The sequence below is a fragment of the Bradyrhizobium sp. WSM4874 genome (assembly GCF_055811835.1).
On the sequence record NZ_JBVVPR010000080.1, the window covers coordinates 1 to 12,872 of the forward strand.

12 protein-coding genes and 3 pseudogenes are annotated in these 12,872 nt (G+C 58.3%); 8 read left to right on the top strand and 7 right to left on the bottom strand.

What is annotated here, in order from left to right; translation table 11 throughout:
- Nucleotides 1–141 precede the first annotated feature (141 nt).
- Both AC0L3P_RS37930 and AC0L3P_RS37935 read left to right on the top strand, forming a co-directional pair.
- On the top strand, nucleotides 142–636 hold the full coding sequence (locus AC0L3P_RS37930; RefSeq protein WP_473309165.1) for a group II intron maturase-specific domain-containing protein: 495 nt from the start codon (nucleotides 142–144) through the stop codon (nucleotides 634–636).
- 114 nt (nucleotides 637–750) lie between these two features.
- Nucleotides 751–861 (top strand): annotated as a pseudogene (locus tag AC0L3P_RS37935) (ATP-binding protein); the annotation flags it as partial.
- A gap of 1,023 nt (nucleotides 862–1,884) precedes the next feature.
- Here AC0L3P_RS37935 and dgt read toward each other — a convergent pair.
- Both dgt and AC0L3P_RS37945 read right to left on the bottom strand, forming a co-directional pair.
- Nucleotides 1,885–3,267: a dGTP triphosphohydrolase gene (gene dgt, locus AC0L3P_RS37940; RefSeq protein ID WP_473309166.1), complete on the bottom strand. Its 1,383-nt coding sequence runs from the start codon at nucleotides 3,265–3,267 to the stop codon at nucleotides 1,885–1,887.
- Entirely contained in the window at nucleotides 3,245–3,412 is a 168-nt protein-coding gene (locus tag AC0L3P_RS37945) for a hypothetical protein (protein WP_254145833.1), read from the bottom strand. Before AC0L3P_RS37945 ends, dgt begins: the two co-directional genes overlap by 23 nt.
- Before the next feature lie 402 nt (nucleotides 3,413–3,814).
- Here AC0L3P_RS37945 and AC0L3P_RS37950 point away from each other — a divergent pair, with 402 nt between their 5' ends.
- The gene (locus tag AC0L3P_RS37950) at nucleotides 3,815–5,176 is read left to right on the top strand and encodes a hypothetical protein (protein WP_473309167.1); all 1,362 of its coding nucleotides are present in this window, start codon (nucleotides 3,815–3,817) and stop codon (nucleotides 5,174–5,176) included.
- Nucleotides 5,177–5,225: 49 nt separating this feature from the next.
- On the opposite strand, the gene AC0L3P_RS37955 is transcribed toward AC0L3P_RS37950, so the two are convergent.
- From AC0L3P_RS37955 to AC0L3P_RS37975, 5 genes are all read right to left on the bottom strand, one after another.
- Nucleotides 5,226–5,909, bottom strand: coding sequence for a nitroreductase family protein (locus tag AC0L3P_RS37955; protein WP_473309168.1), 684 nt, complete (start codon nucleotides 5,907–5,909; stop codon nucleotides 5,226–5,228).
- On the bottom strand, nucleotides 5,899–6,492 hold the full coding sequence (locus tag AC0L3P_RS37960) for a 7-cyano-7-deazaguanine synthase (RefSeq protein ID WP_473309169.1): 594 nt from the start codon (nucleotides 6,490–6,492) through the stop codon (nucleotides 5,899–5,901). The genes AC0L3P_RS37955 and AC0L3P_RS37960 overlap by 11 nt, the downstream gene beginning before the upstream one ends.
- Entirely contained in the window at nucleotides 6,489–7,409 is a 921-nt protein-coding gene (locus tag AC0L3P_RS37965; RefSeq protein ID WP_473309170.1) for a PfkB family carbohydrate kinase, read from the bottom strand. Before AC0L3P_RS37965 ends, AC0L3P_RS37960 begins: the two co-directional genes overlap by 4 nt.
- A 285-nt stretch (nucleotides 7,410–7,694) precedes the next feature.
- On the bottom strand, nucleotides 7,695–8,039 hold the full coding sequence (locus tag AC0L3P_RS37970; protein ID WP_473309171.1) for a hypothetical protein: 345 nt from the start codon (nucleotides 8,037–8,039) through the stop codon (nucleotides 7,695–7,697).
- A complete protein-coding gene (locus AC0L3P_RS37975) occupies nucleotides 8,014–8,841 on the bottom strand; it encodes an 8-oxoguanine DNA glycosylase (RefSeq protein ID WP_473309172.1) in 828 nt (275 codons plus the stop codon). The genes AC0L3P_RS37970 and AC0L3P_RS37975 overlap by 26 nt, the downstream gene beginning before the upstream one ends.
- 56 nt (nucleotides 8,842–8,897) lie before the next feature.
- On the opposite strand from AC0L3P_RS37975, the gene AC0L3P_RS37980 reads away from it, so the two are divergent.
- The 5 genes and pseudogenes from AC0L3P_RS37980 to istA all read left to right on the top strand — a co-directional run.
- Entirely contained in the window at nucleotides 8,898–9,206 is a 309-nt protein-coding gene (locus tag AC0L3P_RS37980) for a hypothetical protein (RefSeq protein WP_473309173.1), read from the top strand.
- Nucleotides 9,207–9,294: 88 nt separating this feature from the next.
- Entirely contained in the window at nucleotides 9,295–10,071 is a 777-nt protein-coding gene (locus AC0L3P_RS37985) for a helix-turn-helix domain-containing protein (RefSeq protein ID WP_473309174.1), read from the top strand.
- Nucleotides 10,055–10,720 (top strand): nucleotidyl transferase AbiEii/AbiGii toxin family protein, encoded by a 666-nt coding sequence (locus tag AC0L3P_RS37990; protein ID WP_473309175.1) that lies wholly within the window; start codon nucleotides 10,055–10,057, stop codon nucleotides 10,718–10,720. The genes AC0L3P_RS37985 and AC0L3P_RS37990 overlap by 17 nt, the downstream gene beginning before the upstream one ends.
- Nucleotides 10,721–10,782: 62 nt before the next feature.
- Nucleotides 10,783–12,034: pseudogene (locus AC0L3P_RS37995) on the top strand (hypothetical protein); the annotation flags it as partial.
- A gap of 114 nt (nucleotides 12,035–12,148) precedes the next feature.
- A pseudogene (gene istA, locus AC0L3P_RS38000) lies at nucleotides 12,149–12,751 on the top strand (IS21 family transposase); the annotation flags it as partial.
- Between the last annotated feature and the right edge of the window lie 121 nt (nucleotides 12,752–12,872).

Below are 12,872 nucleotides of genomic sequence, written 5' to 3' on the forward strand. Positions count from 1 at the left end.
AATCGCTACCGGCGTGTCACTGGAGAGAAGAAGAATGGTAGCTTGACAACAAACCGCAATTAAAGGGCCGATTGACACTCACCTACAAGACGCTGCGAGTTAGATCGGACTCAGAGCCGGTTCCTGACCGACAAGCTCCGCTTGAAAGTCAACGAGGCCAAAAGCGCGGTGGCGCGACCCGAGGAACGTAAGTTCCTCGGATTCAGCATTGCGAATGACGGGAGCGAGCGACGCATTGCGCCGAAAGCCCTCGACAAGTTCAAAGACCGAATCCGGGAAATCACATGCCGGACGCGAGGGATCAGTTTGCAGCAGATGATCGCAGACCTCACGCCATACCTCATCGGATGGCGCGGGTACTTCGGCTTCTGTCAGACCCCGCGCGTGCTAACGAACCTGGAAGCCTGGATCCGCCGGAGACTGCGCTTGTATCTCTGGCGGCAATGGCGGAACGGGCATAACCGATTCACGGAGCTTCGCCGCCTCGGCATCGCGAAGTTCGCCGCATCGGTCGCTGCCGGTTCACCGACGGGACTCTGGCGCATGTCCGGACACCCGGCGGTTCAACACGCCCTACGAAATCATGTGTTCGACTCTCTTGGTCTCCCCCGAATCTTCATGCCTGTGCTGGCTTAACTCGATCGAACCGCCGTGGTACGGACCCGTATGCTCGGTGGTGTGGGAGGGGTGGCGTCGCGAGACGCCCCCTATCCCGATCAATCCCTTCCGATTCCGCCAGGTCGGAAAACGCACCTGGTCATCGTCGGTCCAACCGGCACCGGCAAGTCCTGGTTTGCCTGTGCGCTCGGCAACAAAGCCTGCCGCGACGGCTTCTCCGTGCTCTACAAGCGGGCACCCCGCCGATCGTTCCGCCGGCCCACAGGCCTCTCCCGCGCGCGTCGCTGCGTCGCTCGTGGGGGCACTCCGCGCCGCGCACGGGGCCCTCCCATGGACCGCCGGAACGATCTTCGAACCAACCCGCCAGGCTTGACGAGGAGGCCGCTTCCAGCACACATAAACTCGTCAGTCGTGTTCGTCTCCAGTGATCGCCATCATCTGGAATCCGTGATCACCATCGCCTCGAACGCCTGATCACCATCTCTGGAATGCGCATAATCGAATTCAACTGGCATTAGTAGCTTACTTTCGTCGCTGGCGCCGCTTGGATTTGCCAGCTCTCGATCCACTGCTCCAACTGACGCAGCGTCACGCGGACCGCTTGCCCACACCCTGATGCCATGGCAGCGCCGCACAGCGTTCGCGATATGAGGGCGCATCAATGCCGAGAAGTGTGGCCGCTTGCACGCGGCTAGCGGCAATTATTGCGCGTTTTGAAGATCAATCTTCATGCTGGAGATTTCAAGGCTGCAAGACTCGACAAACAACTAACGTTTTGCGTTCGTGCTCTGCACGCGCTTTGCTCCGAAAATCACACTGCTTTCTGCGAATCATACGAGCCGGCGATCTGTCGACGACGTAGGAGACTGTTCGATCGTTATGCGCGCGATCGATCCACCGCGGAGATCAGGGAACGCGTGTCGCGCTGTTGGTGATCAGGTCCGCTTCATCTCGAACAGCGGACCTAGCCGGGGCGCGCTCGCAAGCGTCTACTAAAGGCCACGAGCTGTCCATGAGGATTTGCAAAAGGCCACCAATTGAGGCTGCCTTATTCAGCTGGGGCGGAGGTTCTCATCCGGCAGGGGTTTGGCGTGGTCGGTCCACGAGTCTACTCCCGGCTTATGCGCGCTTGAGCCTTTCATTGTCTGGAAGAGCAAAGCCTAATCCCAAGGCTATGGCGACGAGCTGAAAAAGCTTGCCTTACCGGGCAATGGTCGTTGCTAGCGCGCACCTTGGTCGAGACCACGGCCTGCAGTTTGCAGAAGATCAGACTGGCTTGAACATGCTGTGACCGGCGTTCGAATGCAGACGGTCGTAAAATTCTGTGGCGTAGCGATCAGTCATGCCAGCAACAAAATCGCAAATGATGCGGAGTTGCTCTGACCTGCTCGAGGCATTCGCGTGTTTCTCTCGCACATCGTCGGGCATCATCAGATAGCCTCTCTTGCTGGCGAGCGCCTTGAAAATGCTCGTCACGACCTCGTATCCGCGAAACTCGGGCAACTTGACGCGCGATGAGTAAATCGTGCTTTCGAAGGTGTATTGCTTCAAGACTTCGACCCGTAAGCGCGCCTCATCGTTGAGGTAGGCTGTGCTCAACATCGGATATTTAGGGTCGGGCTCGACTTCGACCGAGTTTAGGGCCTTGTGAACCAATTCGGACGACAGCTTGGTGCGAAGGTAGCCGGAGTCGCTCAAGGCTTGCGAAGTCCGAAACGTCTGCACGAATGGGATTAGGAACGGTTCATCTGAGTTGGCTGAAGCCGGGACCATATCGGCGAAAATATCACTGAAGATGTCAAGGACGTCATCCGCAGAAACCTTGCGGCCGAGCTCCTCCGAGGTCTTCTTCGCAACCTTTACCAGCAAACCGTCCTTTGACGCGAGAATCGACGCGGGGCTGAGGAAACCGGCCTTCAGCGAGTCTTCGAGATCGTACGTCGAATATGCAATATCATCTGCGACGTCCATGATCGAACATTCGATCGTCTTGAACTTTCCTCGAGGAGGTCGCCCCGTCGTGTGCAACTTAATGTTACGAACAACATCCGCTTCCGATTGGTAGTACCCTTTTACAAATTTGCTTCCTTGCGTTCGGCGTGCGGGAATGACGCGATCGTACTTCAAAACGGCCGCCATCAGCCGGTAGGTCAGATTCAATCCCGCGCGGTCATCTCCCTTGGAGTCTTCGGCTCTGAGGATCTTTTTCTCGAGTCTCGATATTATGCGCAGCGTTTGCGCATTTCCCTCAAAGCCTCCAGCCCCGCGCATCAGATCGTCGAGTGCGCGCTCACCGTTGTGACCAAACGGGGGATGCCCGATGTCGTGGAGAAGCGCCGCCGCTTCGCACAAACGAAGATCAAGAGGGAAGTCGCGAAAGTAAGGGTCGACGTGATTCAGCCGCTCGGCGATGCCGCTGGCGATCTGTGCTACTTCAAGCGAGTGCGTGAGGCGATTTCGGAAAAAGTCAGACTCATGGCCCGGGAAGACCTGCGTCTTCCCCTGCAGTCGTCTAAAGCTCGCGCTGTGGATAATCCTACCGTAGTCACGTCCTACCGGAAGGCGCCACGGGTCGGATGAGCTCCTCTCAACGACTTCACGTTTCCAGTCGTTGGCAGAGTAAAGGCTAGGCCTTTTTCTTGCGACCAAGCTTCACCCGCTTCGTATTTTGCGAAGCGGCCACAGTACCCGCTGTCTTTACGGAAGCGCCCTTCTTCAGCAGCACCCGCCTCAGGATGGTGACTTCCTTTTCAGCCAGATCTCTTGCCTCGAGTACAGCGGCGTAGGCGGTCATGATTCGGTCCCTCTTTGTGTGACATTACGCCAGACCGCAGCAGAAGGTCCACTCAGTTTGGCCCGTCACGCTTAATTTTCCGCTATTTGGCAGGCCCGCGAGATCAATTCTGCCAACTGATCCGAGCGTCGGCCAGAGGCATGCTGGCCCAAAGTGGAACGCCGGGACTGACTGACCAAACTGTCTGCCGTCCACATATTTTGGCGTCCTGAAGGCTTGCCCTGACGGCTGGCTAGCGGCACTAAAAGTGGGAAAATGCCGCTGCTGGAGTTCCTAGGAGATCCCGCAGCTTGAGGCCAGCTCGGCTGGCCGGTGACAGGCAGTAGCGCTCCGCGGAAGCAGCTGGACCGGGCTCCATACCGCTGGGCCGCCCCAAAGGCTTCCCGTACAAGGACCCGGTTGATGCTGTTCAGGAAAGACAAGTCTCTCGACGAGCTTGCCCGGGTCGGAAACGTCGCGCAGTTCATAAGTTACTCCCCGGGGGCGGCAGAGCCCCAGCAGGAGTTCAGCCGCGTTACCGGCCTCGAAGCCAATCACACCTTCTCCAGTCTCGCCGAAAGCTTGCGCTCCCTTCTCGAGCGCTGCCCAGAAGGAACCGTCAATCTACGGAGCTTCACGCCAGATAGCCCGAGGAGCCGCGACTTTCATTACGGACTGTCGGACCTCGCCCAGATAGAAGCGCTGGTCCGGAAGATGTCCGCTGAAGGCCTCTACGTCATTGCCAATGAAACCGTCGACGTCTCGGACGGCGGCGTCTCGGGCGTGATCCAGGGCGGCGTCATCGAATTTGCCCCCGACGACACACCTCGTTGCGTCGAAAAAGGCGGCACCGCTTCCCTGCCTCTGGATTGGGGACTTTCGCTGCTCGAGGCGGTTTACGGCTTTCCAGTCGCGACGGTCGACGCTGGTCGCGGAAGACTGGAGTTCAGCATTCATCCAAAACCGCGGGGCTGGCGCCGCGGCCATACGCTGATGTGGGAGTACGAGGCTTCAGACAGCGCGCCGGCGATGGCGGCGCTCAAATGGCCCAATCGGTTCAGCCGGCTCATCGGTGACAAGACATTCGGCCTGCTTATCGCTAATCTCATTGGACTTCCCGTTCCACGAACAACGTGCATCTCTCGGCGCATTGCGCCATTCGCTTTCGGTCAGCCCACGCCATCGAACGAGGTGTGGATTCGAACCTGCCCACGCGAGCAAGAGCCTGGCAAGTTCACCACGGCGAAAGGCTGGCTTGATCCGTTCCGCCTTCTGGCCGAGGAGGATCGAACGGGTGAAGCGATTTCGGCCGTCCTCTGCCAACAAGCTGTACCCGCCTCCTTTGCCGGCGCAGCAATCATGGATGCTGACCAACAGATCGTCATCGAAGGAACGCCTGGTGAAGGTGATCGGTTCATGGTGGGCGAACGCCTGCCGGAACGTTTGCCCGACGCCGTGCTACACGACATCCAAGAGACATACCGCTTTGCGCAAGCGAAGTTGGGGCCGGTGCGGTTTGAGTGGGTGCATGACGGTTCGCGGGTCTGGATCGTGCAATTGCACAAGGGTGCAACGGACAGCTCAGCCTCCACGATAGTGCCTGGCGATGCGGATCAGTGGGAAGTCTTCGACGTATCAAGCGGGCTGGAAGAACTACGCCGACTGCTCACGCAACTGCCGGCACATATCGGCCTGCTGATCCGAGGAGATGTCGGATTGACGAGCCACGTCGCCGACCTCTTGAGGAAGGCTCGACGGCCTGCGCGCTTGCAATCGAACGACTAGCACCAAGCGTGAGTGGTCGAACCCCACTCCGCTCGTGACGCTCGATCTCTCAGCCGTTCGCGTCTCTCGGGCGCGATATCTGGATGGCTCCGACTGCCTGGAAACGATCCCGTGGCAGGCCCAGCAGTGGCAACATCGCGCTTCCGAGAAATCCCAGAGGACACGCCGCAAGGCCGAGCCATTCGGCACATAAACAGACGGTTGCGAGAACGGCGCCCGCGTCGCGAAAAATGAGGGAATCGACGTTCTCGTAAGCAGCCGAAATTTTCGAGCGATCGCTGATCAAGCGTAGCGTGCATCCGCTTTGCAGGCCCGCGACTGACAAAACGGATTGACGATTCTCTGCTTGCACGAGCTCATTGTCGGCTCGCAAAGTCAGAAAGGCATGATTGACGGGATCATACAGTCGTGGTGCCGAACCATCGTCCGCGATGCAAACGACGCTGACCGACTGAAGCCCTCCAGATGAGGGGCTCGTAGCCCAGGCAATCGGCAAGCCGGCGCGTCCGCACGAGGCGTAACCTTTCCAGCCAACCGCGTACCACAGCAATTCGACGACTGAGTTCAAATCAAGCGGATCGCCAACGGCCGAGCGTCGCTTCGCGATCACATCTGCAAAACTCCGCGAGGGGGACGAATCGGGACGCTTCAGCACTTCCGAGGTGACGACCGCGAAGTGGTAGGGTGACCACGCCAACGGCACGTTGCGTGGCTTTGGTTCGTCAGTGCGCATCCCAGCCGAGTGCTTTCCAGGTCTCGTAGTGCTTAACGCAACCGCGACACCGCCCACACGCCAGTTCGCCGGTATGGCAGGAATGCGCCCACGCCAAGGTTTGCTTGTCTATGCCAGACGCGACGACCAGTTCGGGCGCAGAAAGTGCGATTGCCGGTGCGCTCACAATCAGGCTGCCCTCTTGCATCGTCATCAGATCGGAAATTTTCTGAACAAAATCCGGAAGACCGTCAGCGTGCTGACCGTCAGTCCTCAATGTGCCAATCAGCAACTCGGTGACCCCAAGACGCAAAGCCGCAGCGCCAGCAAGCGTAAGGATCAGCTGGTTTCGGAAGGGCCACCATTCCGAGACCGGAGCGTGAGGACTGGGAGCCGTGCCGGCCATATCGCCAGATCCGAGTGCGCTGCAATCAGCCTTCACTTGCTCGTAGCGGATATTCATCGCGCGACACGCAGCAAAGCCCGCATCACGCTCCGCTGGCGCTGGTTTCTGCCCATAATCGACAAAAATAGCGATCTCTGGCCGCTTCCACCAAGCGATACTGATGGAGTCCATGCCTCCAGACATCAGAACGGCCCTCATGCCTTCGGCAGCCTCCAAATCGTACGATACAACGCCGAAACAAACTCATCGACCACTTCGCAGTTCGTCCCTTCGATCATCTTGAGACTTTCAGTGCTGACGTTCTGGGCGAAACAAACGACCGGGATTCCCTTCTTCACGGCGTAGCCAACCTCGAAGATCGTTCCTGCATCCAGCCCATTCAAGATGGCAAAGACCGCGTCGGAGCGTTCGAGCCCCGCAATGTCCGCCGGTCCGACGATCAACGCCGGCCCAGGGCCCACTTCGTGAAGCGGTGAAAAAACAGAAGCGCCCAATGCACGAAGTTGATCGCGCGATTCCTCGACAAGCCACCTCTGAGCAAGATCGAAGAACGGCGCAGCGAGGTAAACCGTACCCTTCGTTGGCACAACGGGCTCGTACATCAGAGCCTGCAAATCGGCGATGCCCGGAACAGGCAGCGTTCGCGTATCGCAGTAGAGGGCAACCGCGCGCGAGGCGAGATCGGCCGCCTGCGGCGGATCCATGCCGTGACACCCCCACAGCGCCGCAAAGGTCGCGGAAAAGACATCGCCGGATCCGATCTTCCAAACGTATGTGGAGCGGTAGGCCGGGATCACGGACGTCCCGCTGCGCGTGGTCACGGTTGCCCCGCTGCTCCCCATCTTTACGATGACGACTTCTGCCGAGCCGCTGGCGATAAGACTGTTTGCAGCGTGTGCCGGATCGGCGTGACCCGTGACCTGCTCTGCCTCCTGACGGTTCATCACGACCGCGAGGCGACGAGCGCGCGATCCATTCGCATCGAACGACGGCGCTCCGAATGCGGATTGAGGATCGTAGACGGCAATGTCGGCGTCAACGATCGCATCGCCCTCAAGCATGCCGAACCGCAGAACGACGTCACCCTTCACTGGTATTGCCGCATGCGTCTTCATTCGTTCGAGCGAAAGGTCGAATTATCGGAACCGACAGGGGATGAAGGTAGCTGAAACTTACGGCATGCTCCGCCGGAGACGATACCAACGTGGCGCCGCAATCTTCGGCCAGATGCTCTGCCTGCGGCTTGTTTGCAGGTTCTACGTACGAGTGCAGGGTTATGTGTCCTGGGATCAGGTTGCGCGCGGCATGCGCCGCTCTGCCGGCAGAGCCGTAGACGGCATCCCATAGCGGCTGAATGCAGCGTTCGAGATAGATGCCGCCAACGATCGTAAGATCCCGCGTCATGCCGGATCGACTCGGACCTCGTAGGATCCACCCGTAACGTTGGTGACGGTCGCTTTATACGTGAAATTGCGGTTCTCGATGCAATCGATCAGCTCGAGATAGCCAATGAACGTCAATGAACCGCCGGGGTTGCCGGCGGCGTCAACGACTGTCAGAATTGGCGAAGGACCGGGCCGCCTCACCTCGACACCCAAGACAGAATTAACGCCAAGCGGCGCCAGCACCGCGGATTTTGGGCTGTTTATCGGCCCACGCCGGCTTCGCGTGCACTGATCACTGATTCCCCCGCTCCCGCCGCTGAAGCTGTCATCGCTATCACGCGAGCCGCTCGACCCTGTCATTTGCGCCCTCCGAATATTGTCGATCCGAAGAGTTTCCTACGCACGTCACGCCGTCAACCAGTTGTTGCATAAACTTTTGGCCTAGCGCTCTCATGGTACTCCACATGACGGCGTCCATGCTTGATGCGGCCGAGCCGGTCGCCCGACAGAACGCAAGAAATCGCTCTTCCAGTTCGAAATAGCGCCGTGCCGGATCGGCCGCGTGTGGAAAGACCCTCATGATCTTGCAAGCCCTGACGATGTGAACATCAAGGATCGCGACGTCATTGCTTGCGCGGCGATTGCGAACAATCCACGAAGCCGTCTTGGGCCCAATGCCGGGCAGCTCCAAAAGTGTATTCCGAAGCGCGACGTCTGACAGTTTGGGCTCGTCGACGGCGGTCAACATCGAAAGCGCGCGCGCCAGGTACGTCGCACGTTGCGCTGCGAAGCGATATCTCACGTTGCGGCCGGCAATCTGGAGCGGAAGTGATAGTAGGTCACGTAGCAACGAGCGTTTATCGTCTGAGGTTGATAGCTGCGGAAGGGCGCGGCACACCCTCTCGGCAGCAGCGACACCCACTTCTGCCGGGATGCCATAGCCACCGAGGACGCAATACACGACCTCTTCTTCAAGAGAGCGTCCAAGCTGGAAGCCGCCTTCGGACGGCTTTCCCGTCAGCCACGCCTGGGCAACCCAGAACGCCGGCGTGAGAGGGTGCTCGAACGCCCCCCAGCGCAGATCACCCAGCAATGGCGCATCCGGATCCGGCAGATCCAAAAAGTCGAACTTGTCGCCAAACCTTCCGACCACGCGTTGCATGCCTCGACCTCTTATGCAATGAATAGCCAATACCATGTATTACATAAAATTAGTCAATGCCTCAAGCTGATTTGCTGACCCGTATCGAAGCCAGAATGCGCGAGACCGGAGCAACCCAGTCGATCGTGGCGCAGGCGTGCGGATTGTCGCAGCCCCACCTCAGCAAGGTATTGAACCGAAAGATAAAATTCGCAAAGAAGACGGCAGCAAAACTGGAATTTTGGCTTACCGCACCCACCGAGGCACCAGCCCAGACCTCGCCAACCCTGGAGACGATCGCGAAAAAATTGGAGAGCCTCGCCCCGAAGCGAAGAATGCAATTTATGCAATTGCTGGCGGCGGTCGATGACCTGCTAAATTCGTGACACCGGCGACAAGCGCTGCGAATTTAAGGCTTGCTAAGAGATTTTACAGATATTACATCGATTTCAATTATTACAGATGGAGGCCATGATGGCCGAAGATCTGACCCGTCTAAAAATAGAAAGTAGTGATCAAGACGAGGCGCGTAAGGGAGCCAACCTCTTGGATCGCGCCGTGACGCTTGAGCACGGCGGTGTGTTCGCTACCCAGACCGACGGCGAGATAGTCGCAGCAGAAATGCCACCGTCCCTGCTCCGTGCCATGAAAAGCATTCTCGCGGCACTTGCCGAGACAGGTGAGGTTCTCCTTCTCAAGTCAGATCCCGAGATCTCTCCAGAGAAGGCAGCCGAGGTTCTCGGCATCTCTCGGCCGCTGGTTTACCAACGGATGGACTCGGGCAAGCTTCCTTTCCGGTTGGTCGGAAGACATCGACGTGTTCTCGTCAACGATGTCATGACACTGAAGCGCCTCGAGGATCGCCGTCGCAGCTTGGCGGATGCGCTTGAGGTCGACACAGACGAACCGACAGGTCCTGCGACAAGAGCTGAGAGAGGCAACCAGCTCTCTTCCGGTCGCGCCTTCGGATCAAGTGATATCGATCAACTCGTTCTCGGCACCACGAACGCTCCGTATCGCCGAACGATGAGTGCGACCGATCTCGTGGCTCGCATCACCTCGAGAGATTGGCGAAATTGGATCGCACATATCGCAACGTTCTTTACGGAAGTACGGCCCGAGCTTGTTCTAGAGTTTGCTCGGCGCCATGCCATTCCCACTCAAGATTTGGCGGCTTCCTATGAATCGATGAAGTCAACAACCGGCGAAAGTAGCCCAGCATTGGAGGACGCACTTGAGCGGCTGGCGTAAACTCCTTGCCCGAACACTGAATGGGCTTTCGGACCTCAAACAACAGGGGCAGCCCGTCCCCGACTGGGTCCTGGGCGGCGGCACAGCCCTGATGATCTACGCCAATCATCGGCTGAGCCGGGACATCGATGCGTTCATCGATGACCCGCAGTATCTTGCCTTGTTGTCACCCGACACCACAGACGTGTGGAATTGCACCGATTGGGACAAGGCCGCGCACTATCTCAAACTCAGATATCCCGAGGGAGAGATCGATTTCATCGTCAGCGGGACTCTCTCGGACCTTGATCCAATCGAGAAGGAAATCGACCTGACGTCAATTCGAGCGGGATGGAAGCCGACAATTATGGTCGAGCCGCCGGCTGAGATCGCGCTTAAGAAGATGTACCACCGTTCAACGATGCTGAAGCCGCGTGACATCTTCGATATTGCAGTCATCAAGAAGGAATACGGCGACACTCTCTCCGCAAACCTGAGCGCAGTCGCTTCGCAGAAGAAAGACCTTCTTCAACGCGTCAATAGCATCCGCGTCGACTACCTCAAGGCCGACCTTGCCGAACTCGACATCCAGCCTGGATGGGAGCATGAGCAGGAAACTTGCCTCGACACGGTTCGCACACTCGTGACGCAGATTCCGGAAGCTGGCTAAGTGTAAAATCGTTCGCGCTGGCGGGGGGATTCTTGGTAGGACCTAAAATTGCAACTGTTTCAGTGCCTCAAGGTAAATCGATCAAACGATCCGAGGAATTTCTCGCAGGAAAACACAATCAACTAAACCGCCTGGACTCGGTCGAAGATCTCGTCCTCGATGAGACCAAATTAAGCGAAGGTGACCGGCAGGCAATCGAGCACCACATGTTAAGCATCCGCGCCGCTACCGCGCGGGCGCTGTGGTTGAAGGAAATATACGTCGGCCCTTCTCTCCTCGATGAGTTCGTATTCAGCGCCGCCAAACAAGGCGGCCCTGGGGTCGCGGCCCGCGTGCTGACCGATCTCGCAACCGCTGGAGCGGAGACGCCCGGATTCGTCCTTTATCCGTTGACCAGCTTCGGCATGAAAATGCCCGGCGTGTTCCAATCCGATCCAGCTCTGAAAGACTACATCGTCTTCCGGGCCGCGGGGTTCGTTGCGAGCACACAGGTCAATTCAATCAAGGCCGGCTATGAGCGCCTCGCCGAGATGGCACGCGCACTCGGCGTCCGAGGAAAAATAGACCCGGCGGGACATCGAGCACTTTGCTCATAGCGCTACCTGGATCCGCAGCAATCCCCTTCTGCTGGTACGACTTACGTCGCATACCGGCGACACGTACGAAAACCAGTTCGTCTATAGGCTCAAAATCCGATCGGCTGCCTCAGCACTACTGATGGTTCACGCACTTTCGCTGGAAAGCCATGGCTCGGTCGACAAATTTCGCTCGTCCTTGCACGTCAACAACTTTCAGACTCTCGATATCCGCCATTACTTGATCGGCGAAGGATTGCCGAATGGCAAGATTTCGACCCGCCGAGTCCCCATGAATGTCTCCCCTCTCGATCTCGTCAGACTTTCAGACGTCGCAGCTACGATCTCGACAGAGGCAATGTCGACCTCGCGGATGAAGCGTTTCGAAGCTCAGATTGTGGCCGCACTGAAGACTGTCGAGCGCGGCTATTTTCAACACGTCAACCTGACAAGCAAGTCCAAAGCCCAAGCACGCTTTTACAAGCGCCTCGTCACCGCCCTCGATTGGTTCCGACAATCATTCGGCTCACATGCAAATGAGTCCGAAGCCGTCGTCGCGATAGCCGTCGCGTTCGAGACATTGCTTACGGACAGCTATCAGCCTGGCGTGGCGGACCGCATCATCCGACGCGTAGGCATCTGCCTGAAAGGCTTTCCTGGCGTCGAGGACTACAAACAGAGCGTCCGAGAGGTCTATCACGCCCGAGGCAGCATCGTTCACACAGGTGAACTCGGGCAGGCTGTGTTTCGGCATGGAATGAGGACCCCGTTTTCGGGGTGATCGGCATCCAATCGGGACCCCGGGATAAGGGTCCACAGTGGCTTCCATCGAGTCATGGAAGCCGAGGTTGGGATGCTGGTGGTGGAGACGATTGGTAAGATCCGTCGCGCCTACTTTGTTGATGGTCGTCCGATCAAGGCGATCTGCCGAGAACTTGGCGTATCGCGGAAGGTGGTTCGCAAGGTCATTCGTTCTCAAGCGACGGAGTTCCGGTATGAGCGCGAGACGCAGCCGCTCCCGAAGATGGGTGCCTGGAGTGCCGAGCTTGACCGGTTGCTGGCGGGGAATGAGAGCAAGGCGGCGCGGGAACGGCTGACGCTGATCCGGCTGTTCGAAGAGCTTCGCGGTCTGGGTTATGCCGGCGGCTATGATGCGGTTCGTCGATACGCACGACGGTGGAGCAAGGAACGCGGCAGCTCGACAGCGTCGGCCTATGTGCCGCTAAGCTTTGCACCAGGCGAAGCCTACCAGTTCGACTGGAGCCACGAGGTCGTCCTGCTGAGCGGCACCACGGTGATGGTGAAGGCTGCTCATGTCCGGCTCTGTCACAGCCGCATGCTGTTCGTGCGGGCCTATCCGCGGGAGACGCAGGAGATGGTGTTCGACGCCCACGACCGGGCGTTCGCCCTGTTCAAAGGCACCTGCACCCGCGGCATCTACGACAACATGAAGACTGTCAATCGGCGTTCGAGTGGGACCCCTTATCGGCATCCAAAAGGGGCTCTGACTCATTTCTGATGAAGTTCGCCGGCGACTGTGGTTCTTCAACGGAGAATCGGCGCCATGCGGACAGGCT